Genomic DNA, 25,247 nt, shown 5'->3' on the forward strand with positions numbered 1-25,247 from the left:
ATACCTATCAAATGCAAGCGGCACAATAATCCTGTTCTGCATCATTAATAAACGGCGTCTGCCATATTAAAATACTTATCTCATGCGTATTTCGCTCCAATATAAATTTACCGTAGCCCTGCTGTATCTCGCAGGCTCCCTGCAAGCGCAGCCTGTTGCACCGGCATCCAATATTCCTATCGTGGAGCCGGTCCAGCCAAACCCTTCATTTTTGTATTTAGGCCTGGAAAATATTACAGGTCAGACTAAATTCAATTACATACAAACGCAGGTACCCGATCAGCCCATACAAGCATGGCCTTCGGTTATCAATAATACCCGCTTCCGCCAGGTAACAGACTATTTTGATGGCCTGGGAAGACCTTTGCAAAGTGTTAATATGCGTGCCCACCAGGATGGCTACGACATCGTTAAGCACAATGTCTATGATGCACTGGGAAAAACAAAGTTCGATTACCTGCCCTTCGCTGTTCCGGCTTCCATGGTCCCCACGCAAAACGGCAAGATCAAGCTGGATGCAAACGATAAGCTTCGGGCCTTTTACGACCAGGCAGCACCCGACGAACCGCCTTATAGCGTAAATATCGATGACGATTCCCCCCTGGGACGCATGATGAAGACTATGGCGCCGGGGATTGCCTGGGTTGGTAATAATCGCGGCAAAACGAACTACTATCGTACCAATAATGCGATCGAAGAAGTCCGCATCTGGACGATCGGTGATGCCAATACGGATTTTCCTAAAAGCGATTACTATTTCGCCACGGACCAGCTGGACGTTACGGAAAGTACCGACGAAGACGGAAAAAAACAAAGAACCTATACCGATAAATTCGGTAGAGTGGTACTGACCAGGAGCCTGATGACTTCGAGCCCTGGCGCTGGTCATACCGGCTTTGCCAACACTTATTATGTATACGACAAGGCCGGCCGGCTGCGTTTCGTGATCCCGCCTAAGGCTGTAGATCTCATGAATACTGCCGGCAACTGGAATGCTAGCGCCGTGCCTGATCTGCTCTTCAGCTATTTCTATGACAAAAAAGGACGTGCAGTAGAAAAGAAGATCCCGGGTAAAGCCCTGGAGGAATATGTGTACGACGACAGGGACCGCCTGATCTTTAGCCGGGACGGTAACCAGCGTCAAAATGGGCAATGGGCATTTACCATTTACGATACGAGGAACCGCCCGGTTGTAGGCGGCTTAGGGGCATTCACCTCACCGCGCGATGTGTTGCAGGGCCTGGTGGACGATCCGGCCGTTCAATACCCGGCTCCGGACATGTGGGGATATATCAAGGACTACAACCTGTACAACAATTACCCAACACAAATAAACGGGGCTACGATACTGTCGTATACTTATTACGATAACTACCAGAATGCATCGGGCATTGGTTATCAGTATAACCGCTTTAATGGCCAGCTGCCACCGGCATCCAGGCCGGAGCTGGTTCCGGTAGCCCAGGTAGCTTCGACCATGACGCGTGATTTAGTAACAGGCAGCAAAATTGCCGTTCTTGATCCTGAAACCAACCAGGTAACCGCCTGGCTCAATACCGTTAATTTTTATGACGATAATGGCCGGATGATCCAAACCATAAAAGAAAACCTGAATGGTGGCCGGGAGATCACTTCCAATATTTATTATTTCCAGGGCATGTTATGGCGCACCATCAGGCATCACGAGAATGCTAATGCAGAACCCATACCGGGCGCAAATGACGGAGCGATTACCGTATTTGATGTTGCAAAAACCTATGAACGCAATATCGGGCTTGCCGGTGGTAACGACGCGGTTAAAAAGATTACACAAAGTATAAACGGGGGGGCGCTCTATAACCTTGTCGATTTTAACTACGACCATTTAGGGCGCAATACCACCAAGAGCATGAATATCGGCGTGGTGCTTAACGAGTACAATATGCGCGGATTTCTGAACCATATCAATGCCGAAGACCGGACCAGCTATCCTTTCAAACCGATCTTCGAAGAAAAACTCTACTACGATACCGGCTTCGCCAGCAAATTGTATAATGGCAATATAACAGGTATCATCTGGAACGGATCGGATGGCGAGAAACGAGCTTATGGATATAGTTACGATTTAATCAACCGGCTTACGCATGCAGAATTCAGGCTTAAGTCAGCAAATATGTGGAAGAATGTAGTAAAGGATTATACCGTATCCAATATCAAGTATGACCTCAATGGCAATCTTAATGCGATGATTCAAAAAGGCTGGGATCCTACCACCAATGCTATCGTAAATATGGATAAGTTGACCTACGCTTACGCACCTGCCTCCAATAGGCTTATAAAGGTCCAGGACGATGGCGTTGCTTCCAGTTTGCCGGACTTTAAAGACGGCGCCAATGTAGCTACCGAGTATTTCTATGACCCCAATGGGAATATGATTAAGGATCTCAACAAAAATATCTCGGACATAAAATATAATCACCTCAATAAACCGGTTCAAATAAATGTAACCGGGCAAGGAAAAATTAATTATTTTTACGATGCGTCGGGCAGCCTTTTAAGAAAAGTGATATCCGGTAATAGCAATGCCACCTATGATTATTTTGGTGAGTTTGTGTACAAGGATAATGTGTTACAATATATCGTTAATGAAGAAGGCCGGGCCAGGCCTATAGCCAATGATACCAGTAATAATCAAACGCGGTTTGTGTACGATTACTTTGTAAAAGATCATCTGGGCAACGTGCGTAGTACCGTTACTGCGGCGCCGATCAGCAGGGACTATATGGCCAGGCACGAAATTGCTACTGCCAATTCGGAGCAATTGGTGTTCGATAATATACCCAGTGTGCGGGATGGTAAACCAGTAAGTACAAACCCTGAAGATGTAAAAGCGGCCCACTTAGTGGCTGAAGATCCGAATATGCGTATAGGCACGGCTATTATGCTCAAAGTAATGCCGGGAGATAAGTTCACGATCAATGCAGAGTCTTATTATGAAGGCATCGTAAAAGACAATCCAACCGTATCCGGCGCCGACCTTGTAGCCTCCCTAATGGGGGCATTAATGGGCGGCAGTACCTATACCGGCATACCGGTATCCGAATTGCCGGAAAACCTGGCTACAGTAAAAAGGATCTTATCCAATCCCGAGCTGGCAACGGTCATGGACCAGGTACCTGTAATCAACCAAAACCCAGAGGCGCCGAAGGCACACTTAAATTATATGTTCTTTGATGACAATATGCAGCTTGTACCGGGGCTTAGCGGTAAGTTCCAGGTGCCTGTAAACAATGGCGGTGGTTGGCAGGTGGTAGATCCGGGTAATATTTGTAATTGTACACCTGCAGGGCCGGGAACCTCTGGTTGGGTGGTGATCTATGTAGACAACCAGACCATCGGTAAAGATGTATGGTTCGATAATATTCATATCGAGCATTATAACAGCAAGGTGCTGGAAGAAAACCATTATTACCCGCACGGCTTAACCCTGAATACGATGAGCACCGGGCAGAGTAATTTACCGGGACAGCCATATAAGTATAATGGTAAAGAACTCGAGAAAACCTACGGGTTAGAAATGTATGATTATGGCGCCAGGATGTACGATCCGCAATTAGGAGTGTGGCATGCTCCCGATCCTATGGCGGAAAAATTTGCTTATGAATCACCTTTTGTTTATGCCGGTAATAATCCGGTACGAAATATTGACCTGGGAGGAAATTTAAAACTACAATATAATGCTGAGGAGTTAAGAACAATGGGCGTGAGTAGATCGCAGATAGAAACATTTAGAACAATTGTCAATAATGTTGGTAATTTGCTAAACAATAACCCCCTAGCGTTAGAAGCGATTGTAAATACAACAGGATTTACTGCTGAAAAGATAATCAATGACTTGAGACCTGGGGAAGGACCAATTGTCGAATTCTCACTAACTGGAGACGGCGGTGCGGCAAGTTCAGATAGGTTTGTGATATCACCAAAAGATATACAATACCTTCAAAATATTGATCCTGCAAATCGCGAGGCATATAATCAACAATTGCTTGGAATAGGATTAACACTATTACACGAATATGGTCATCATGGCGATAAAGTGACAAATGATGGAAATAACACAGGCCAATACATTACAAAATTTCAAGAAAGAAAAATAGGAAATAAAACAGAACGAAATTATGATTCAGACAGAATTGGCGGAAAGAATAAAAAAACAGGTAAACAAGGTTATAAAACATCACTTACAGGACATAGGGGTACCGATATTGAAGTTGTAGGATTTGGGGTTGAAGTGAGATACAATTATGGACAAAATGTTATTTTGCCAAATGCCAAGTATTCTGAAACTACTTCAACAGAAAATTTACCTACACCTCCATCAGAATTACCTGAGAATGTGCGAGGAGATAATATTAGGCAAACTCTACTAAACACACAATAGATTATGAAAACCTCAACCTTAATGAAGCTTTTGGCATTATTTTTTTTAATATCAGGAGAGAGCTATGCTCAGTCTAACTGTCAACTATTCAAAAGTATAATTGATACTTTGTCTCTAAGAAATAATACGGTAAGAGTAAACGCAGATAGTTCAACTTCAGTCCCTATTAGTCCCTTTAGCGATACTGTTGAGCCAAAGAAAACGAAAATCAAAATTTTTCCAGCTAAAATTTTTATAGAAAAAAAAACCTTAGAAATTCCAGATTCTGAAGTATTGAAGAAAGTTATAAATTACACGAATCTTAAATCAATAAAGAATAGAAAATTTATTGCACTGAAAAATGACAGCTTTAAATCATGTATTGAAAATAATAAGAACTTTTCTTATGAATTATTATCGGAAGTAGATAATCAGAATTTCGATTTTTCTAAAAGAGAGGTTGGAGTAGTCAATGGAATCGAACAGATACTACCGAAGCAAAAAATTGCTTTTTCAAACATATTAATTTCAAAGGATAAAAATTGGGCTGTATTGTATGCAATTTTCCAGGAAGGGTTAGCGAAAGGATATACTTCAAATTGGATTATTGTTTTGAAAAACGAAGGTAAGCAACTTCACACGGCATGGACTGTTTACGAATTAAAGGGGTTTATCCTAGAATAATTTGATATAGATCATAAATAGTTCCTAGAAGAGTAGTTCAAACAGGTTTGACTTGGGAAATTGAAAACGTCGTTGGTCGACCTCAATATTAGCATTTTTTTCTTCCAATATTTATATGAACAAAAGCGTGCTAATCAATGTCACGCTTTTGTTCCAATCTTCTCATGTTTAAGTCATTTCGTAATTAACTAAATGCTCTTTTGGTAATGGAACGACATGTTCAGTGGTGTAAAAACACCCTGTTGCTATTGCTTTGCCTTCAATTACCGTATGTATCAAGGTCCCAACACTCTGATTGGCAAAACATAATGGAAAAATTATACCAAGGAAAAGAAAAGGGATCGAGGAAGGTTAGCATAGTAAGAGAGTGGAAAAAGCATATTTCAGAATCGGGTTTGGATAGCTATTATCGGCATACTCTTGCACTGAACCTGAGGCTAAACACCAATGGCTGGAGCGGCGGCCTGAGTTATCTCCGCAACGAAAGCCCCGGTAAAAAAGTGATCTGGCAACTTTACTTTTCAGGACTGCAACACGAAAAGGAAGTAAAGCAACAGCGCAGGGCAACGACCTATAATTACCTGGCAAAGAATACGTCCTATAGCCTCGGTAAGATCTATAATGCCTATACTCTGCAACTGGCATATGGCCGGGAGCAGATTCTATTCCCCGCCCTGATCGACGGCAACCTATCGCTAAGCTTGCGTTATGTAGTAGGTCCGGCGCTGGCGCTACTTAAGCCTTATTACCTGAACCTTTTGTATGTTTCCTATAATCCCGAAGAACTTGCCTATTCCCAAAGCGAACACTTTAACAACGAGAACGCAGACAAATTTCTGAATCCCGCATATATTCTAGGCAGCGACAAATGGAGCAAAGGCTTGGGGGAAACCCGGCTTATTCCCGGCCTGTTTGCAGAACTCGCAATAGCTCTTGAACCCGGCAGGCCGGAATCGTTTGTGAAAACCATTACCATGGGCGGCAACGCTGCGTTCTACACCAGCAAAATTGAAATGATGGCCGAGCGCAAAGCTTATGCCTATCAGGCCTGTTTCTTTGTTGGTCTTTCCTTTGGTAAACGCTGGCGTGCGACACGAAGTCGCTTTTAATAAGTGAATGGCCTGTAAGCCATTCCCGGTTAGTGTCCAAAACCGGTTCTCACTTCCCACGTGGGAGACCAGTAATGATCTTTTGCGAAAGCTGGGATGAAAGCCCAAGGAAGCTCCAGCCATCAGGAGTGACCGGGCAAGGGAAAGATCGGACGGGTGAACGCAAGTGAATTTCCAAAGGCTCCGTAATTGCCAACACTGGAAGGTGGTATACAACAGTGGATGGGTCAGGAAAATGTTCATTCCAGCGAGCATTTTAAAGACGATCTCTTCTCCATCGGAGATTGTTAGGACACCCAAGACCCCGGAGTATAGGGAACATCCCCCCCGGTCGCATCTTATCAATGCGGAACGTGGTAACCCCGATGAAGTCTCGAAAGAGTAAGTAAACCGTAAGGAATACCTAATTCTTCAGCGGGCGTAGGAGGTTCTGAAAAGCGAAAGCTGTCAGCTGAAAGGCAACGGGAACAAATAACCGGACAGATAGGGCTACGAAAATAGGGATACCCAACCTGAAAAGGTGCTGACGCAGAACTGGTGAATCTCTTGAATTGAAAGCGTAAAAATTTCTTAACCAAAGGAAAGTTAGATGCAGATAACGACTGCAAACAGAACAATGGGACAAACGGACTGGCATTCCATTAATTGGAAGCGGGCAAACCGTTCTGTTAGAAATTTGAGACAAAGGATATTCAAGGCAACTCAAGCTGGCGATATTAACAAAGTACGCCAGCTACAAAAACTCATGTTGCGTAGTTATTCCAATACATTAATATGTGTAAGGAAAGTTACGCAGGTAAACGCCGGTAAACACACACCAGGTATGGATAAAGTTGTTATCAAAACACCCAAAGCCAGGGAGGAATTAATAGAAGCAATTCATTCTTACCAACCTTGGCGTAGCTGTCCTGCCCGCCGTGTATATATACCGAAACCGAATGGCAAGCAACAACCGCTGGGCATTCCTACTATACTGGACAGAACTCATCAGGCACGCGTTAAGAACGCATTAGAACCCCAATGGGAAGCCTGCTTTGAAGGCTCCAGCTATGGATTTAGACCCGGCAGAAGTTGCCACGATGCAATTATGGCGATCTACTCGCTGGCACATGCAGGAAGCAGAAGACGGTGGATTGTGGATGCCGATATTAAGGGCGCGTTTGACAATATAAGTCACGAGTTCCTACTGAAAGCCATCGGGAACTTTCCTGCGAAAGGATTAATCAAACAATGGTTGAAAGCGGGATATGTTGACAAAAATGTGTTTTATGAAACGAACTCTGGCACACCACAGGGTGGTATCATAAGTCCACTCTTAGCAAACATTGCCCTTCATGGCATGGAAGAGATGTTGAAGATCGTGCGATGGGGATGTAAAAAGACCAACGCCGGAAACCGGGCATTGGTGAGGTACGCAGACGATTTTGTTGTCTTTTGTGAAAGTGAAGAAGATACCCTACAAGTTATTGAAGACTTAAAGATATGGCTATCAAATCGTGGACTATCCTTATCAGAAGAAAAGACACGTGTAGTACATATTACGGAAGGATTCGACTTTCTGGGATTTAATATTCGTCAGTATACACAAGCCTCTGCACGCAAAGGGGTTAAACTGTTGATCAAGCCAAGCAAAAAATCCGTCCTAACTTTAAAAGATAACCTACGTATTCTTTGGAAACATCTCCGAGGGGCAAGACCAATAGCAATAACGGTAAAGCTTAATCCTATTATTCGGGGCTGGGCAAACTATTATCGTATGGCAAATGCTTCAAAGACATTCAGCTACCTTGATACACATATGTTCAACAAGGCTGTGCGATGGGCTAAAAGCACTCACAATAACAAATCATGGAAATATATTACAAAAAAGTACTGGGGACGATGGAATAAGGCATGCAATGATAAGTGGGTATTCGGTGATAAGAATACTTTTCTATATAAATTCTCGTGGGTTAAGATAAAGCGTCACGTACAGGTAAAAAGCAGATCATCTAAAGATGACCCTGCCTTGAAAACCTACTGGGAAGATCGAGAAGCCAGGAAAGGACGCAATCTAACCAAAGAGAAGCAGATAATTGCCTTCTACCAGAAGTACAAATGCCCCGTATGTCATGAATCCCTGTTCAATGGTGAAGAACTTCACGATCATCACATAATAGCTGACAAAAAGAACATTGAGAGAAATCTACTAAAAAATAGACGAATGCTGCATTTATTCTGTCATCAGAAGGTGCATTTTACCAACTTGCCAGACGCGACCAAAGACATGAGGGAATTACTAAAATGAGAAGCTTTATGATTTGCTTGAGCCGTATGCGGTGAAAGTCGCACGTACGGTTCTGAGGGGGGAAAGGGATAGTAATATCCCTGACCTACCCGACGTTAAATTATCATCATTTGAAGAACAGCCTTAAAGTACTTTTTGTGCTACTGCTTGTGGCTCTGTTTTGTCTTTACAAAACATACGCCCAGGCTCCGGGTGTGGCGTACAACCGTTTCCAGTATAAACGCTATAAATGGAAGGTATTGCCGGTAGGCGCCTTCCGGGTTTACTACCCGCAGGGTTATGATAGCCTGGCCAGCTTTACTTCGGTACAATTGCCGCTGATTGCCGAAAAGGTAAAAAAGGAAATGGGTGTCCCGGTAAAACTACACCCAATATTATCCTGTACCCGGCCATCGACCAGTTATATACTTCCAATATCGGCTTGAAGGGTGAAGGGCATTTGCCGTTCCCGACTATATACCTGAAAGGCAGTCGCGTTACGCTGGCCTTCGATGGCTCGTATGAGCACTTCCGTACCCAGCTGGCCGGCGCATGGGCGCGGTTATGCTGGGAAGAACAATTTCAGAATGACCTGGAAGAGCAGGCTCTGTCGAGACGGCAACTAATGCCGGCCTGGTTCCGCGAAGGGGCTATCGTCTATTTCGCCCGGGGCTGGCGCCTGGTTGATGAAGATAACTGGTTATCGCTGCAGGGCGGCCGGCAGGACTGGGAACAACTAAGCGCGGCGCATCCGGAACAGGCAGGGCAAGCTTTTTGTTATTTCCTGTCGCGCAGGTACCGGCCCGATGCTGCCCGGCAACTGGTGTTCCAGTTGCGCAAAGGTAAATCGCTGAGCCGCGCCGTACGCCTGGTGGCCAAGCGTCCGCTCGATACCCTAACCCAACAATGTCTTCGTTTTTACCGGGAACGTATGGATACAACGCTATCCGCAACAGATACGCTCCGCGACCAGCTGTTGCAGGCGCATAAAGGCAGTAAGCTGCAAAGACTGCTATACAGCGCCGATGGCAAGCAGGTGGCTTATGTAACCGAAAAGGAGCACAAACGCCGGCTCTATATTACGAGCATCACAGAATTACAACAGCTACAGCAAAGCAAATCTGTACAGCGCTACCTGTTGCCGCCCTGGATGGAGGATCACGAGGCCGATCCTTATCCATTGCTGCATTGGTCCGAAGCGGATAAACAATGGTATGCGGTACAGCCGGAACAGGGCTGGGTACAGGTAAAACGTTATGGCGCCGGTGGCGCCTTGATCGACCGGCATAAGCTGTATGGGGTAGATGGCGTAAGCGCGATACTGGGCTGGAGCCGCGATCAGTGGCTGATGGCCGCGTACCGTAAGGCTAAAAGCGATATTGTCGTGTATAACGCCGCCAGTCTTCGGTTCAGCCCGCTTACCGAGGACCCGGAAGATAATACGGAACCCGCATGGGACGCAGGTCGTACCCAATTGCTTTACCGTTCGGGTTATCCTTCCGATAGCCTGTATCATGCAGACAGCATAACCAAGCCCTATGGTATTTACAGTAAAACCATAACGGGTATAAAAGGTAGTGCCAAACAGGCCGACCGGCTCCTGTGGCGGGATACAGCTTATGTTTCGTTTCACGATCCCCAAGGGTTGGCCGGTAACACGATCCGTTTACAACAAAGCACGACCGGTAGTTTGCAAGACGATACTTTAAGCCCGGGTCAATATCCGGCCGCAGTGCCTGGTAATCGTATCCGTCCCTGGTTGCGCGACTACCTCGCAGATAAGCGGCGACAGGATAGCCTGGCGGCCCTGGAGCGGCAATGGAAAAAAGACGAGGAATCTTCTTTCCTGGGTGGCGTGCTGAAAGGTAAGGATAGCAAAGGCGCTGCCAGCCGCCAACGGGACAGCCTGTTGCGGGCCCTGGCCTATACACCGGCCAAAGTAAGGCCTTATGTCCTGCAATTGTACAGCGCTTATTTCTCGGCACGCATCAACAACGATTATTACATCAACCGGATGCAGCCTTACCAGGGCTACCTGGGCTCTTTTAAATTCCCGGAGGTAGGCGCTATGGTCAACGGCGGTTTTAGCGACCTGTTCGAGAATCACCATTTCAATATCGGTTATCGTATGCCTGCGGGCACCGAAGGCAGCGACTTTTTCTTCCGTTATGAAAATACTGCGAAACGCCTCGACTGGCATGTCCTGTTTTTTAGGAAAGTAGAAAGCCTGCAACCCGATGCACAACGCGACTGGAAGGACGAACAGGGAAGGCCTTATCCGCAGATGGCCAAAGTAAAGACCCACTATTATGAACTGGGTGTACAATACCCCCTGCATTACGACTGGTCTATAGGTTTTACCGCGGCTGCGCGCCGCGACCGTACGGTATTCCTGGCCTCCGACCGTTATAGTCTTAACTTCGAGGCGCTGCAACAATGGTGGAGCATCAATACGTTTACCGTATCTGCAAACAAGCTCCACGCCCTGAGTCCCTTCCTGTATAAAGGCTGGGATGCCCGGCTGCTGACCGATGTGATGGTATCGACGGGTAAACAGGCCACCCTGTTGTATGCTACAGCACTGCGTTTCAGCTATCACCAGCCCCTGTACCGTGATATTAATTTTGTACTGCGGGGCAATGTGGGTCATAGCGGCGGACAAAGCCAGGTGCTCTATAACTTTGGCGGGGTAGATAATAACATTGTGCCGAGAACGGATACTACGGTGCGTTTTAAACAGGAGGCGCCTTACGCATTCCAGACCCTGGTAACGCCTTTTCGCGGATACCGGCAGAACAGCCTCTATGGCGGTAGTTATGTACTGTTCAATGCCGACCTGTATATCCCTTTATTCAGCCGGCTGATACCCTTGCGTACCGGGTTCTCCGCATTGAACAACCTGCAGCTCGGGCTCTTCACCGACTTTGCAGCCACCGCAAGGAAACAGGACCACTTGCCCGCAGCACCTACCCATTTGCAGTCTTTTGGTTGCAGCGCCCGCACCATACTGGTGGGTTACCCTATCCGTTTCGACCTGGCCTGGCCGCAGCAGGGCTTTTCCGCACAGCCGGTATGGTATCTGTCGTTCAAATTTTAGCTCTCTGACTTTCGATCCTTCCTTTAACTTACCCGCTAAAACAACAACACCCATTTTATTCATGTTCTAGTTCGTAATGAGAACATAGGACACTAACTGAAAAATTTCCTCTAATCCTATCTAAGGATTCATTGAGGGCAACTCATTCCATCCTTAAAATAAAGAGCTTAAAAAGAATTCAGATTTATGCATATGCTTAAATGTCTCTCAAATGACACAAAAAATAGTCACCCTGCTCTTCGATATATTGCAAGACATAGTTCTCTTTATCTTTACCGAGTTCGATTTTGAAAATTCCTTTCTCTTTCAATCTAAACCTTCCTTCCGGCAATGTTTTAAAAATGTTATCTAATGACGCTGCATTTAATAAAGGATAGGTGGCCGCGTATTTGGTAACGATAAAATTTATCTTCGATTTATGTGCAATAATTGCAATGATTTCATCAATATCAATTCTTACCAGCTGTCCATGTTAAAAAACAGCAATATCTTTAGCAGTTTTACCCGATGATTCTTTTAAAAATACCAATATATCCATATAAAATAGGAGCAGAGCCATATTAAAAAGAAACGACAGTTCATATACCATTGCTATAGAACGATCCCCTAAAACAATCCCTGCCGGTCCGGATAGCAAGAAGGTTATGCCAACTGCATGAAGCAGTTCAATTATGAACAATAGGGGTAGTGTTAAACCAAAAATGATCTGTGCAAAGATGAGCTTTCTCAGTCTGTTTGCGGAAAATCGGAATTTTTGGGACCACCAGAGATGTGTACGATAAATGTACTCCAATAGAATAAGTGTACAAATACAGATAATCCCTTTAATTCCCCAATAATTATTCTCTGCTATATTTTTACCGGTATTTATATAATCAAAGTCCATCACTAAGAAACCGGCCAGAATTGCGATAATCAGCCGAACAAGAAATGTTGGATATTCCTTTAGATTGGCAGCACGTTTTATTAGAAGAGATCTGATTTTCATTCGATTTAAAATTGAGCCCGGACGACAATTGAATTATTAGAAGATTACGTCCTCAGGACGCCAAAGCAACAGGTAACGTATTAAAAAAAAATATCTGTATTTTGTAAGGCAGCTCCCCGTTTTGATAAAATACGCGCAACGACAGGCCCCATTACTTCCTGCAAATTTTCTTCATAGCAGGGTTATTGTATAAATTCAAACTCGCCTTCGATCATTTTTCCGATGGTCGATCTGTTATCACCTGACATATATATGACTTCAATATCCAATTCAGCCTTTAGTTTTCGGGCAAGTATTATTCCGTTCATCTGAGGCAAATTATGTCCGTAATTAAAATGTCCGGCCGGCTTTCACTGTCAAGAATCTCTTTCATTGCTACATTGGGATCGGTAGCCGTTCCCGAGACCTTGAATTCTAAGGCCAGGATCTCCTTCTTAACATGGTTGACATTGAAGCCCATATCGTCAACTATATAAACGCTGATTAATTGTGACATTTAAAAGGATTTTAGGATTTTGAAAGTTATGATTCGAAAAATCTATTGATCTTATTATATGGCAATTATGAGGTTAGTCCTGTAAAATTACATATTAAAATTAACTCGCGTATCAATTCTCACCCTTACAAAACGCCTTTTGGGGTGGAGAATCTGACTTTCTACGGAATTATTTTTTGCATTGTCATCACAATGGTATATTTCGATATGAAAATGAATGACTCTAAATTAACTCTCTCGAACAATCTGATCTTCAGGGCACCTAGGTTAAGTTTAAATGCAACGATGGCAGATTCCTGGCTTATTCTCAAAGAAGCTATTGCGGATTCTTCTCCAGAATTTTATAATCTTATAAAACAAGTTGAGGTAGCTTCTGAATTAGAGGCGCTGCAGCTTAATATTCAATATACAGTTTGGAAGTATTTTAACCGTGCAAAATTTCGGTCCACGCCATTTGGTTTGTTTGCCGGATTCGGCACTGCCTCTTTTGGGAGTAAAGATTGCCAAGGTTCGATCGTTCTAGACCATTTCCATCCTCATACATTTACAGAATGGGATATAAATGAGTCAAAAGGTCCTGTTAATTTAGAAAATCATACCATTATCATTTCCAATAACACTTTTTACCGTTTAGGCGCCGACCTCAGGTATATTCGCAGGGAGGTTGCTGATTTTGAACTTTGTCAGATACCTTTCGATAAAACCTTATACGCTATTTTAACCTACTGTTCCAACAAGCAACGTTATCAGGACATAATTGGTACTTTTTTACCACTTTTTGATGACGGGCAGGAACTGGAAGAAACCATTCAGCATCTGGTTCGCATTCAACTCCTGTTACCGGAATATGCGGCCAATGTCATTGGCCAGGATTATTTTAAAAGAGTTAATTTTGATGCAGCCTCCGAAAAAAGCCAATACATTCTCTCAGAAATTATCACCTCAAATAGATGCATTAGCAGAAAACATTTTGAGCACCTCCCGCGGGCAGTCACTATCCTAAACAATATATTTCCGCTGAAGGAGAACAAGAACTTATCTCGCTTCATTAATGATTTCTCAAAAAAATTTGAATTAAGAGAAGTTCCGATTATGATCGCACTCGATCCTGAGGTTGGTGTCAGCTATGGTGATCTGGAAAATACTGAAGGCGGAAAAGATCTGATCGAAAGTCTAAAAAAACAGAGCAATCATAACGAGAACATCAATCCCGACCCATTTAAAAAAGAGTTTTTAACAAATTTAACTTTCTCAAAGCCTTCTATTGATCTCGAAACGGTTCAGGGAATAAACAGTGTCCCAAACTTGCTACCTAATACATTTACCACCCTCTTAAGCGATGCAGGGGGTATGTTTTGTATTGAGGCCCTGGGCGGTGCAACTGCAACTGCTATGGCAGGCCGCTTTACTTTGGCAAGCCAAGATATATATACTGCCTGCCAGGATATAAAAGAAAAAGAAGAATCGGCAAATCCAGGAGTTCTCTTTTTTGATATTGGATATCAATCAGAGGGCCATATTGACAATATCAATAGGCGGCGATCTATTTATGATCATCAGGTAAGTTTCCTTGATTATGACACCTCCAAGGAGCCATTGTGCTTAAATGATATTTTGGTTTCAGTATCCGCAAATGAAGTTATTTTGCGATCAAGGACCTTAAATAAAAGACTGATTCCCAAAATGAGCAGCGCATACAACTACAGCAGATCCGACCTTTCGGTATTCAGGTTCTTATGTGATCTGCAGCATCAGGGTTTACGCAACAATTTAAAACCCGATCTAATGGAGATATTTCCAGGTTTAGATTTCTATCCACGAATTCAATATAAGAATCTTATCATTTCAAGGGCGAAATGGAAGTTTAGTTACGGCACTGGAAGTAGCACCAATTTGACGAACGAAACTTTATTGACCTTTATCTTCAGGGAGAGGAAAATCCCAAAATTCTTCCGTGCAGGTAGCGGAGATCAAACACTTTTTTTTGAACGCGATTCACCGATCGACAGGCTGATGTTCCTGCATCTACTAAGAAAAAGCAAAGAGCTATATATAGAAGAAGCTTTTAAACCTAAGAACAGCATGCTGTTGGACAGCAAAAATAATCATTACAACTGTGAGATAATGATCACACTGCAGCATGGCCACCAATGCTACCGTCCTGTATCCTTCAGATCATTCCAGCAGGATATGGCAGCCGTTCAGAGGGTTATACCGCCAGGAGGAAAGTGGCTTTATTTCGAAATATATTGCCACCCCCAAAGGGCGAATGAAATATTGTCTTCGTTCATTGATCCCTTCCTGACGCAGTTCCATGGCAAGATTCATGAGTGGTTTTTCATCCGGTATAATCATCCTGATGACCATTTACGGTTACGCCTTCATTTGGTCCGTTCTAATGACGCGCAGCAAATTACAGGCAGCCTTTCTTCAAAACTGGCAAACTATATAGAGAGTGGGATCATCCCGGACTTTTCTATAAAAACCTATAAACGTGAATTGGAACGGTATGCTATGGTTAGTATGTCAGCCATAGAAAGACATTTTTATATAGACAGCCAGTTTGCAATCGCTGTTATCTTTTTGGAATTGCCCAATAACCTCTTATATCAGTTGATAATTTCGACGATCCTTTACTTGAGGGATTCAGATCTTTTTGAATATGACCGGTTCGATGGACAACTTAATAAGATTTCGCGCTCTCTATCAAAAGAACATGGACTTGGTTTAAAGCAACATAAAGAAATAAACGAAAATTATAAACAGCACATCCAGTTTGGGTCATCAATTAGTTTACCTCCTTTACAACTTCAAAGGATGGGGCTTTTTCGGAATTCATTAATCCAGGTGCTTAAGCTACACACTATTGAAGAAGGCTTATCACTTTTTAGAGATCTAATGCACATGCATATTAACCGCTTATTTTCTACAGACCAGCGCACCCACGAAATGCTAATTTATGATTACACATTAAAACGATTAAGGCAACCTAGTGCTACTGCTGTACGAAGAGCCTAATATTCAATTCTAAAGATCCTTGATGTTCTCGTCTTTTATAAAGCGCTCATGAAAAGAATTTCGGTACATATTGCCCAATGGGATTTCAGCACCATTGGACATAATAATATTGCCGTTACTTAATCCGCGTACTTTTTTTATATTAATGATGAAAGATCGGTGAACCTGGAGAAATAGACTCGTATTTAATGATTGCATTATGTATTCTATTGTATAATTTGTTTTGTAACTCGTGTTTTTTTCTAAATGGAAATACAGATTGTCCTTGAGCGTTTCCAAATAAATAATTTCCTCATCAACTATAAATGCATTTTGACCCTTTCCACTTAGCTTGACATTATATTTTTGTGCAGTAGAACTTTTGTAAGCGTCAATTCCTCTAGACAGCCATATTTTTGCTCTCTGCATTGCATCAAGGAAGCGTTCAAAAGAGAATGGTTTCTGTAGAAAATCAACAGCGTTTAAACTAAATGCCTCCAATGCATAATTCCCATAAGCAGACGAAAATATGATGCATATATGAGCAGGAATCACTTTTGCGATTTCCGTACCTAATTTTCCCGGCAGGTCTATATCCAACAGTACGATATCAATCTTCCTTTCCGAATTCTGAAGTATTTCAGAAGCTATAAATGGGTCTGCTTCGGTGCCAACAACCTTGAGCCACGAGATTCGACCTATAAACTTTACCAATAAATCAGAAGAAGGAGGTTCGTCCTCCACTATTAAAACTTTATATATCATCATGTGCGTATCCTTAATTTTAATTCAAAACATTCTTTGTACTCACTTGCATTCATCTCAAATCTATCTTTATAAAAGGCTGAAAGCCGTGTACGGCAGTTGTGCAAGCCGACCTTATTTTTTGAAGCATGGTAATGTTGAGAATGCCTGATAAAGTTCTTTGTCTCAAAACATAAAAAACTGTCTATAACGCCAATAGTAATCAAGGCAGGCTTATCTGTTTTATTAATATACCCATGCATGGAAATATTTTCAATAAATGTCAGTAACAGCATAGGAGGGACTTTGAAATTAAATCCGGGGGGAAGCGTATTCTTAAACTCCATAGTGTATGTATCCCGATACCTAAGCTTTAAAATCCGTAAATAGCGCTCTATTTGATCAATTTCATCGTCAAGATCGACTAATTCTTCTGATTCAATATTTCCGTAGGAATATTCCACAAAGCCCGCTAATAGCAGTATTGCCTCACCGGCATCTTTAGAAATGCCTTCTACTAATCCAAAGACGTAGTTAAGTGTATTTTTAAAAAAATGGGGATTTATCTGTGCCCGCAGATATGCATTTTCAAGTTCAGTCTGCCGTTGTTTACTGACTGCTTGTTGCAGCTGAAGACTTTTAACTTCCTCAATATGAAATATATTTCTACGGGCGATCCAGTACCCATAACTAATTCCTATAATAAGGATGCTCTTCCAGATCGCTTTAATTGTGCTTACAAATCCTGAAATTATTTCGCTATTAAAAGGTTCTTTGTAAACGATAGAAGAAATAATATGAATGATGGGGACATATATTAAAATTTCGGCTAAGGTCATAACCACAACTATAACCCGCGATTTCAGCGTAGCGTGCCAGTTGTCCATTACCACTAGTGCATGAAAGTAAAAAAGCCCAATTGCTGGAATATAGAAAGGCAATTGTAGCAGCAAATTCACACTTGGAAATAGCAGCCCGATCATGCTTATTTCGTAAATGATGAATAACGAGATCAGGCTTATATGCAAAGTATAATTCGTTTTTACCATAGTTCTTTTAGAATGGCCGCAAAGTTTATACATCTAGAAAAGGCTTATTGGGGGTTAGAAAATACATGTCTACCGTCACATGATAAAATGTCATATATAGTCGTTCTTTTTAGCTGTTCAGGTATGTATTTTTACATTACAAACAATGATAAAATATTATGAAAACAAAGAAAAAACCATTGAAAACCATTACGCCAAAAGCAGTATTTAATTTTAAAGGAACCTCTGCAAAAAGCGCGAGTGGGGAGCCAACGACAACATTAATTACTACTACTAATCCTACATTGAGCAGGATGTGCGAATAGGAACGGAGCCAGTTAAACCTGGCTCATGTTCAAATAATAAAACTACAACATATATTCAATTTCCATTCAATTGTCAAGTTTTATATCCCAGGTAAAAGCCAGTAATTTTTTATTACCCAACACTCAGTTTCTTTATAAACGCCCCTGATCTATCGCCAACTTTCACCGTTAAAAATAATTCTGATGTTTTAACCTGGCGGCCCGGAGCCTTAAAATAAAGGTGGAAGGGCAAACCGTTCTACTCGCAATGATCCACAATCGCTTATTACTTTTTCAAACACAAATTTCCTTTCACAAAAATCAACTTTTATGAAAAAAGTATTTTTAGCAATCGCTCTTGGCGTATTATCTCTTTCCGGTTTTGCTGAAACCCGCGATGTAAAAGCAGAAACACCTGCTAAGTCCGAAAACAAAACCGATCAGGATGACCTGCATACATACTATGTAACCAGCCAACAGATCATCGGCGGCCAGATCTTCTACAATGTAACAACCAGCAATCCGAATTGCCCTAACAGCGGCAGTAAGCCTTGTGAAGTTCTTTCGGATGAAATGGCGGATGCAAATGGTCGTATTCCCCAATCGGCTGTTCAGTCCGTTGAGACTACAAGGCCGTAGCAAAATATGACTTCTAATAAATCGGCATTCCTGATAGAATGCCGATTTATTTTTTTATTGCTCTAGAGGTCGTATAGCCAATATTTCCACTTTTCGATTTCCTTTCTCGATTGCTATTCCTGTAGCTTCTAAACCATCTTTTAGCTTATTAAAGTTTTTCTTATCACGTGGCAACGATATTGTTAAAATAGTTTTTGGATCGATGCCCGTTTCATCCACAATTTTTATGTCATTGGAATTGCCTTCAATATTTGATCGTAATAATCCATAAATCGCAGCAAGAGACCAACCCTTGAGCATTACCGTGCTGGAATCAACCTCAATAATTTTATTTTCGAGAACACTCTGCTGCTTCAATTTTCCTTTTCCTTTTTTCAATATCCAACATGGAAATTGCTTCGATTCCATAATACCCTCAATATTTTTGGTTGCAGAAAAAAACCGGTTTAAGTCTGATTGCATATATTTTAGTAAAAGATTTTTTGCATCCAGAGGAAGGGCTATTTCGTAACAAAAGCTATTATTTTCAAACCAGCTGTCAACGTCATTATTATCCCTTGGCCATTGCAATGAAAGGCTGTCGGCAACCTCGATTCTTATTCTATTCTTTTCAAAAGGCCTTACTCCAAATGCACTCTTGTATAAATCAAGAACAGGCTGGTTATAAAACCTTCTAATTATGAGCCCATCGGTTGAATCGATTTCTGTGTTAACACCTCTGCCAAAGCCATAGTTCCCTTTGAAAAAAGCAGAATAATACATGGGCTTAAGAGAAGGGTGAGCTTTTTTGATCAGGCTATTCTTTTTTATATCAAAACCGTCCAGTAATAAATCTGTCTTTTTCGATAGGATGACTTTTTCCCCGGCTAGTATCTTAGCAATGTGTTCCTTCGTTGCATTTATACTGGAAGTACTTGCAATGACTTTATTTTTATAGATCCATATATGGTGCGGAGTACCTGAATGCGGGAAAATTTCTCTCCAGATAGTATCACCATAAGCATTCGGCAGAGTCGTCAAACCTATACCAGGTCTGAGTATTTTCATGGCATTTACCCTCTTTTCTATGGCATCTTTTTTTTCCCAGGGATTAACCATGATAATCTGTAGCTTACCGGGAAATTCCTTTTGCAATTGTTCTAGCTCAGGTATTGCTTCAATACAACTAGGACAGCCAGTCGTCCAAAAATCTATGATCACCAGTTTGTCGGAAAGCATTCCCAAAGAAAGCTTTCCCTTGTAATTTATTAAATTATGGAAGGAAAAATCCGGAACCGTATCGCCAATACTAAGTGCCTTGAGAGCAGGCTGCTGCTGTGCCTTGCAGGTTATTGCCATTATAAAAAGTAGCACAAGTCCCTGTATTATTTTATTACTTATCATTTTCATCGCTCGTTCTGTTCTATTCCACTTAATCTTATTTCATTGTCTGGTATGGGAAATGTGTAACGGTTGTCATTGGGAGTCAATTCATATTTAACGCCATCAATGTAACGTACCAGTGTTTTTGCAAAACGGGCATCTTTATTGAGCCGCCTTAAATCTTCCCATCGGAGCTGCCCTGTAAAAGGAAGTTCTTTTCTCCTTTCCTGTAAAACCGTCTCCAACAAAATATCCGGATCATTTATATTCTTTGCCACATACTTTCCCCTTAGGTACCTATTCATTAGTAGATGATTCAAGTCATTATTGGCTTCCGCAATTTTAGAGAGCCGCGCACATGCCTCGGCATGTACCAATAATATCTCGTTAGTTGCTATTCCTGCAAAATTGTTATTTACCGCAGCATAGTTACCCCGGAATTGATAATAGCCATTCTTGGGTGCGAAAAACAAACTTCTCCGAAAATCAGTGGGCTCATACATCTTATATAAAGCCGTATCCACATAGCCTAATGCGTTAGATTGAGCAGATACCGTCCTATTAATATTTTGATAAGCATAGAACATGATCTCAGGATTATTGGGATAGTTTGGAAATCTGAAGCTAGATGTCGGAGAAACCAGGTTGCTATTGAAGTCCAGTAAAACATTAAATTGTTTTAAAGAAGCACTCGAAAAGTTATAAGCCTGCTCATAATTTTCTATCGCCAAATACACTTTCGCTAATAAGGCATTAGCCGTGGGCCGAGAGGGACGTGTTTGATATGAAGTAGTGATTGGAAGTTTATCAACCGCAATTTTTAAATCCTCAATTATCCGTTCATAGGTTTTACCTAAAGTTGATCTAATAGGCTTTTTATTTACATCGGAAGTCTCCCTCAAGACAAGTCCTAATGAATTCAGATGCTCTGCCGAATAAGGTTTACAATAAATCTGACTGAGCGCATAGTACATAAACGCTCTTAAGAACAGAGCCGATCCCTTAACTCTATCATAGTCAACAGCATTTGTTTCATTGCGATCTATCTTCTTTAAGCCGTCTAAAACGATGTTTGTACTTTCAATAAGGGCATAACCTGTATTCCAATCAGCAGCCATACTTCCTGCAAATATATCTTTAGACCAGAGGTAAGAATTTTTCAAGTACTGGTCAGCGGCATTGAAATTCTGATCAGTCATAAAATAATTATCTGTGCCGGTTAACCCTATGCCAGGAAATTTATTATTAATCGAACTATTGTCATCTAGTATTGCCTGAAAGTCCTCCAATGTTGTTGGCCGCACATCTGAGAGCCTTGCCTTTTCATCTAACCATTTATCTTCGAATTTGCATGACCCCAAAAAAATGATTGCAAGCAACTGTACCATGCAAATTATTCTAAGTTTGTTTTTATCTGTTTCCATAATCTTGCTTATCATTAAATAAAATTTATAGCGTGGCTTTTAACCCAAATGAAATGGAAAAGGGTTGTGGAATATCATGAACGTAATAGCCGCCTATTACATCAGGATCAATTCCTTTTTTATTTGCTCTCCAAATAATTCCCAAATTGTTCATGTAAGTAAACAACTGCAAGTTTCGGATCGCAGACCATCCTGACCTTTTGAAATTATAGCTGAGCCGAATGTCCTGAAACCTGATATGGTCTCCCTTTTCCACCAGGACATCTGAATATTGATAAAAAGTATTTTTATTTTCATCTCCGACAACAGATACGGATGGTACTGCAGTGGTATTTTCATCTCCCGGCTTCTGCCAGCGCTGTGAAAAGTCAACATTTCCACCATAGTTAAGGATATTGCCATAATTTAAAAAAGTAGAACTCCTGCGCATGACGTATCCAAACTTATAACCGATTGAAAAGGATAGTTCAAATTCTTTGAGCGAGAAATCATTTCTCAAATTGCCAAATACGGTTGGTGTTGACGGCCCGTTATACTTAAGGTCTCCAGGTTGAAATTTATTAATAATACTCGCGTAATCATTACTTGATTTACCATCCAAATATCCCAAAGGATCACCACTTTGAGGGTCAAGTCCTGCCCATTTGTAACTGTAGATGCTATTGATTGGTCTTCCAATGATACCCACGACATTTGAGGAAATTGAAGAGGAAGTAAGAGGTACATCGTAGGTCACTATCTTATTGTTTATTGTGCTAAACATCAAGGTAGTATTCCATTTAAAAGATGCTCTAAAGTTCCGGCTAATCAACTGTACATCAAATCCTTTTGTTTGCGTTTCTGCAGCATTTCCAGAAAACGATAGGAAGCCTGTAGATGGGGCCAACTCAATTGGCTGGATGAGATCTTGACCATTTTTCACATAATATTCAAGACTTCCAGACAAGACCTGCTTTTTCAAATGAAAATCAAGTCCGAAGTTTATATTTCGGACTTTCTCCCATCTTAGGTCCGGGTTGGGAGCGGTCAAATTAGTAATTCTTGGCAGTCCGGTAACAATACTTGTAAGGGAAACTCCTGTAACATAAGCAGTGCCGAAATATACATTTCCACTGTAACCGTATGTAGCCCTGAATTTCAGGTAAGGCAACAGTTCACTATGATAAAATTTTTCATTGCTTAGGCTCCATCCCAATCCAGCTGACCATAAAGGTGTGATCTTTTGGTTTGTGTTAACCCCAAAAATATTGGCTCCATCACGACGCGCACTACCTGTTATTGAATATAGATTTTTATAGGTATATCCTAAATTGGTATAATACGAGATATAGCGATTGGTAATTCCAAATACGGTACCTCCGGGAGAAGGAATTCTTGAAGTGCCAAAAGGATTGACTGAAAAAATTGTAGCGAAATCAAGATTATTATTTGTTGCTCCAACCTCTTTCCTATAACCGTAATACGTATTGCCATATCCTTCGGTTTTTAATTGTTTAATTTCCCATCCCAATAAAGCTGTAATCTGGTGCTCTGTACTAATTAATTTATCAAAATTGAGTTGTGCCCTTAAATTATTTGCATTCCAATCATATTGGGAGGTTTCCAAGATAGCGCCTTTAGCGGGAATGCGATAACCTAATGAACCATCTGTATTCAAAATAGAAAATCGATTAATTAGGTTTCGTGTATAATACGATTCAGGGCTGTTGAAGTTTTCGTTTTTGATCCTTTGGTGCTGGTTCTGGAATAGCACTTCGGCTTTTAAAAACGACGTGATTTTGTAGTTAATGCCAGCCTTTAAAACGAGATCATTTATACGTGTTGTTTTATCGCTAATTTGAAGTTCATCAAGCGGTTTATAGGTCCAATCTTTGAAGCCCTTTCCCATCATCTGTTGTGCGTAGAACGGACGAAAGTCTTTTATAATTGCAAGTGCTTCGCCTTGTTCATCTGCAAAAAGAGCATAAGGATAAATCCTACCATATTGCCCGCCAGGGGATAGGCCTCCGGTATAGGGAAAATCATTGTTGGGATCTGTTTTACTGATCGTGTTGATTATACCGGCAGTTAATTGGAGCCGGGAGGTTATCTCGTAGCTATTTATAGAATTTATTGTAAACCTTGAATAACTATTCCTCGCCAGAGATTCAGCATTTTTATCTAAACCTGATGAAAGAGCATATTTTATTTTATTGCCTCCTCCCCGTAACCCAATTGAATACTGCTGATTTACCGCTTTTCGATACATGTAACGGTCATACTCTTTTCTTACATCATTTTGTTCAAGCTCCGTAATCTGTGTATTATAGCTCGAATGATCAATGTTTCTATTTTTTAATTGGGATAAAAGTTCCACTACAGGCGATACAGGTGTGTAGGCAAAATTATCCTCAAGGTCTGCATCAAAATATCCGATACTAAATAGTTCTTTTTCTATCCCTATATAGTCTTTACTGTTTAGATAGTTTCGATCATAGAAAACGTCAGGCTTATTTTTTACCGACAGATTAGCATTCAATTCGACAGTTAGCTGCTTATTTAATTTCCCTTGTTTACTTGTGATGACGATAACACCGTTTCCTGCTCTGGCGCCCCAAATCGATGCTGCCGCCGCATCTTTTAATATTGTGATACTTTCTATATCGTTTGGGTTAATATTGGACAATTCGCCTTCATAGGGAAAATTATCAAGTACAATTAATGGAGAATTGCTAACTCCGGATGAAAGGGATGATTGGCCTCTGATTATTAAACCCGCATTTCGACCTAAAGGATTGTAATTGGAAGCCTTCATGAAGGATACGTTAGTGTATTCCAATCCAGGGACCATGCCATTTAGTCGTTCCTGAAAATTTGCGGATAAGGCTCGGTTTAATATCGCGCTATCAACAAGAACAAATGATCCAGTTACCCTTTCTTTTGGTATACTTTGATAGCCGGTATTGACATTTACGACAGCTTCAGTTAACATGCCTTGAACGGCATTTAGGGTGACAATTATTCCGTCATTAAATTCACTTATTTCACGTCCACTATGTCCCAAAAGACTAAAAGTAATTATTGATCCCACCGGTACATCGTCAAGGGAAAAAGCTCCGGCTTCATCTGATCGGGTAGCCTGGTCCGAATTTTTTATCCTTACCGTAACGTTTGCCAGTGGCTGATCCAAGCTGTCAATAATACGCCCCCTAATTGGTCTCTTGATTTTTCTTTTAGGCTGCTGTATCGAATTATTTTCAATGACGGTTATTACTTTTCCGTTCATCTCAAAATTCATAGGTTGGCTAGTAAAGATTTGTCGTAAAACCTCCAATAGTTCTATCTCTTTTGCTGTTATGGTGACAGGATTGGATTTTGCCATAAGTTGATCGCTAAAAATAAAGGCATATCCACTTTGCTTTCTTAACTGTTGCAAGACTTCTTTAAGCGGTTGATTTTTGGCTACAATTGTGATCTTTTGAGCCGAGGCTGCAAAGTATAGTAATAGTAGCAGCGCAACCAAGAAGATAAATCGAAGCCATCTCGCCAGACCGTATTTATCAGGTATGGCTGGGTTCCAGTCATTGTTACACTTATTATCGTGCACAATTCTCCTTTGAATTTTAGAATTCATAAATTTGATTCGTTAGGTAATAAAAATTAGTTTGCTTTGAACGGTATTCTTGTTTTTGCCTGGCACCAGCCGGAAGCGCTAACTTCCGGCTCTTTT

General features: G+C 41.5%; 15 protein-coding genes. 8 read left to right on the plus strand and 7 right to left on the minus strand.

Going from position 1 to position 25,247, the window contains the following annotated elements:
- Window positions 1-82 precede the first annotated feature (82 nt).
- The 6 genes from B2X72_RS13470 to B2X72_RS13495 all read left to right on the plus strand — a co-directional run bounded on the left by B2X72_RS13470 (window position 83) and on the right by B2X72_RS13495 (window position 11,555).
- Entirely contained in the window at window positions 83-4,420 is a 4,338-nt protein-coding gene (locus B2X72_RS13470; protein WP_286849911.1) for a DUF6443 domain-containing protein, read from the plus strand.
- Window positions 4,421-4,423: 3 nt separating this feature from the next.
- Window positions 4,424-5,083, plus strand: a complete 660-nt coding sequence (locus B2X72_RS13475; RefSeq protein WP_139144898.1) for a hypothetical protein — start codon at window positions 4,424-4,426, stop codon at window positions 5,081-5,083.
- Between the two features lie 308 nt (window positions 5,084-5,391).
- The gene (locus B2X72_RS13480) at window positions 5,392-6,192 is read left to right on the plus strand and encodes a hypothetical protein (RefSeq protein WP_070561829.1); all 801 of its coding nucleotides are present in this window, start codon (window positions 5,392-5,394) and stop codon (window positions 6,190-6,192) included.
- Between the two features lie 589 nt (window positions 6,193-6,781).
- On the plus strand, window positions 6,782-8,479 hold the full coding sequence (gene ltrA / locus B2X72_RS13485; RefSeq protein ID WP_070561831.1) for a group II intron reverse transcriptase/maturase: 1,698 nt from the start codon (window positions 6,782-6,784) through the stop codon (window positions 8,477-8,479).
- Between the two features lie 110 nt (window positions 8,480-8,589).
- Window positions 8,590-8,904, plus strand: a complete 315-nt coding sequence (locus B2X72_RS13490; protein WP_286849914.1) for a hypothetical protein — start codon at window positions 8,590-8,592, stop codon at window positions 8,902-8,904.
- Window positions 8,901-11,555, plus strand: a complete 2,655-nt coding sequence (locus B2X72_RS13495; RefSeq protein ID WP_286849915.1) for a hypothetical protein — start codon at window positions 8,901-8,903, stop codon at window positions 11,553-11,555. The genes B2X72_RS13490 and B2X72_RS13495 overlap by 4 nt, the downstream gene beginning before the upstream one ends.
- Window positions 11,556-12,027: 472 nt before the next feature.
- Here B2X72_RS13495 and B2X72_RS13500 read toward each other — a convergent pair whose 3' ends face one another.
- Window positions 12,028-12,543, minus strand: a complete 516-nt coding sequence (locus B2X72_RS13500) for a hypothetical protein (protein WP_070561835.1) — start codon at window positions 12,541-12,543, stop codon at window positions 12,028-12,030.
- Between the two features lie 182 nt (window positions 12,544-12,725).
- Window positions 12,726-12,851, minus strand: coding sequence for a hypothetical protein (locus tag B2X72_RS13505; protein ID WP_286849918.1), 126 nt, complete (start codon window positions 12,849-12,851; stop codon window positions 12,726-12,728).
- A 473-nt stretch (window positions 12,852-13,324) separates the two neighbouring features.
- On the opposite strand from B2X72_RS13505, the gene B2X72_RS13510 reads away from it, so the two are divergent.
- Window positions 13,325-16,057 (plus strand): lantibiotic dehydratase, encoded by a 2,733-nt coding sequence (locus B2X72_RS13510; protein WP_175441949.1) that lies wholly within the window; start codon window positions 13,325-13,327, stop codon window positions 16,055-16,057.
- Window positions 16,058-16,066: 9 nt separating this feature from the next.
- Here B2X72_RS13510 and B2X72_RS13515 read toward each other — a convergent pair whose 3' ends face one another.
- Both B2X72_RS13515 and B2X72_RS13520 read right to left on the minus strand, forming a co-directional pair.
- Window positions 16,067-16,804, minus strand: a complete 738-nt coding sequence (locus B2X72_RS13515) for a LytR/AlgR family response regulator transcription factor (protein ID WP_070561841.1) — start codon at window positions 16,802-16,804, stop codon at window positions 16,067-16,069.
- A complete protein-coding gene (locus B2X72_RS13520) occupies window positions 16,801-17,829 on the minus strand; it encodes a sensor histidine kinase (RefSeq protein ID WP_286849921.1) in 1,029 nt (342 codons plus the stop codon). Before B2X72_RS13520 ends, B2X72_RS13515 begins: the two co-directional genes overlap by 4 nt.
- Before the next feature lie 614 nt (window positions 17,830-18,443).
- Here B2X72_RS13520 and B2X72_RS13525 point away from each other — a divergent pair.
- Window positions 18,444-18,752: a hypothetical protein gene (locus B2X72_RS13525; protein ID WP_070561847.1), complete on the plus strand. Its 309-nt coding sequence runs from the start codon at window positions 18,444-18,446 to the stop codon at window positions 18,750-18,752.
- A gap of 54 nt (window positions 18,753-18,806) precedes the next feature.
- Here the strand turns inward: B2X72_RS13525 and B2X72_RS13530 are convergent, their stop codons facing one another.
- Genes B2X72_RS13530 through B2X72_RS13540 form a run of 3 tightly spaced genes read right to left on the minus strand, consistent with a single transcriptional unit; the run spans window position 18,807 to window position 25,151 of the window.
- On the minus strand, window positions 18,807-20,141 hold the full coding sequence (locus tag B2X72_RS13530) for a TlpA family protein disulfide reductase (protein WP_083295793.1): 1,335 nt from the start codon (window positions 20,139-20,141) through the stop codon (window positions 18,807-18,809).
- Entirely contained in the window at window positions 20,138-21,553 is a 1,416-nt protein-coding gene (locus B2X72_RS13535) for a RagB/SusD family nutrient uptake outer membrane protein (RefSeq protein WP_083295794.1), read from the minus strand. Before B2X72_RS13535 ends, B2X72_RS13530 begins: the two co-directional genes overlap by 4 nt.
- Window positions 21,554-21,563: 10 nt before the next feature.
- On the minus strand, window positions 21,564-25,151 hold the full coding sequence (locus B2X72_RS13540; RefSeq protein ID WP_139144900.1) for a SusC/RagA family TonB-linked outer membrane protein: 3,588 nt from the start codon (window positions 25,149-25,151) through the stop codon (window positions 21,564-21,566).
- Window positions 25,152-25,247 lie beyond the last annotated feature (96 nt).

The organism is Sphingobacterium sp. UBA7253, from assembly GCF_002472745.1.
In the GTDB taxonomy this organism is placed as follows: domain Bacteria; phylum Bacteroidota; class Bacteroidia; order Sphingobacteriales; family Sphingobacteriaceae; genus Sphingobacterium; species Sphingobacterium siyangense.

What these genes read in the sequence shown, in the direction of transcription:
- B2X72_RS13470 (WP_286849911.1), top strand. Translation starts at nt 83, where the DNA reads ATGCGTATTTCGCTCCAATATAAATTTACCGTAGCCCTGCTGTATCTC.
- B2X72_RS13475 (WP_139144898.1), top strand. Translation starts at nt 4,424, where the DNA reads ATGAAAACCTCAACCTTAATGAAGCTTTTGGCATTATTTTTTTTAATA.
- B2X72_RS13480 (WP_070561829.1), top strand. Translation starts at nt 5,392, where the DNA reads ATGGAAAAATTATACCAAGGAAAAGAAAAGGGATCGAGGAAGGTTAGC.
- ltrA (WP_070561831.1), top strand. Translation starts at nt 6,782, where the DNA reads ATGCAGATAACGACTGCAAACAGAACAATGGGACAAACGGACTGGCAT.
- B2X72_RS13500 (WP_070561835.1), bottom strand. Translation starts at nt 12,543, where the DNA reads ATGAAAATCAGATCTCTTCTAATAAAACGTGCTGCCAATCTAAAGGAA.
- B2X72_RS13505 (WP_286849918.1), bottom strand. Translation starts at nt 12,851, where the DNA reads ATGAACGGAATAATACTTGCCCGAAAACTAAAGGCTGAATTGGATATT.
- B2X72_RS13510 (WP_175441949.1), top strand. Translation starts at nt 13,325, where the DNA reads ATGGCAGATTCCTGGCTTATTCTCAAAGAAGCTATTGCGGATTCTTCT.
- B2X72_RS13515 (WP_070561841.1), bottom strand. Translation starts at nt 16,804, where the DNA reads ATGATGATATATAAAGTTTTAATAGTGGAGGACGAACCTCCTTCTTCT.
- B2X72_RS13520 (WP_286849921.1), bottom strand. Translation starts at nt 17,829, where the DNA reads ATGGTAAAAACGAATTATACTTTGCATATAAGCCTGATCTCGTTATTC.
- B2X72_RS13525 (WP_070561847.1), top strand. Translation starts at nt 18,444, where the DNA reads ATGAAAAAAGTATTTTTAGCAATCGCTCTTGGCGTATTATCTCTTTCC.
- B2X72_RS13530 (WP_083295793.1), bottom strand. Translation starts at nt 20,141, where the DNA reads ATGAAAATGATAAGTAATAAAATAATACAGGGACTTGTGCTACTTTTT.
- B2X72_RS13535 (WP_083295794.1), bottom strand. Translation starts at nt 21,553, where the DNA reads ATGATAAGCAAGATTATGGAAACAGATAAAAACAAACTTAGAATAATT.
- B2X72_RS13540 (WP_139144900.1), bottom strand. Translation starts at nt 25,151, where the DNA reads ATGAATTCTAAAATTCAAAGGAGAATTGTGCACGATAATAAGTGTAAC.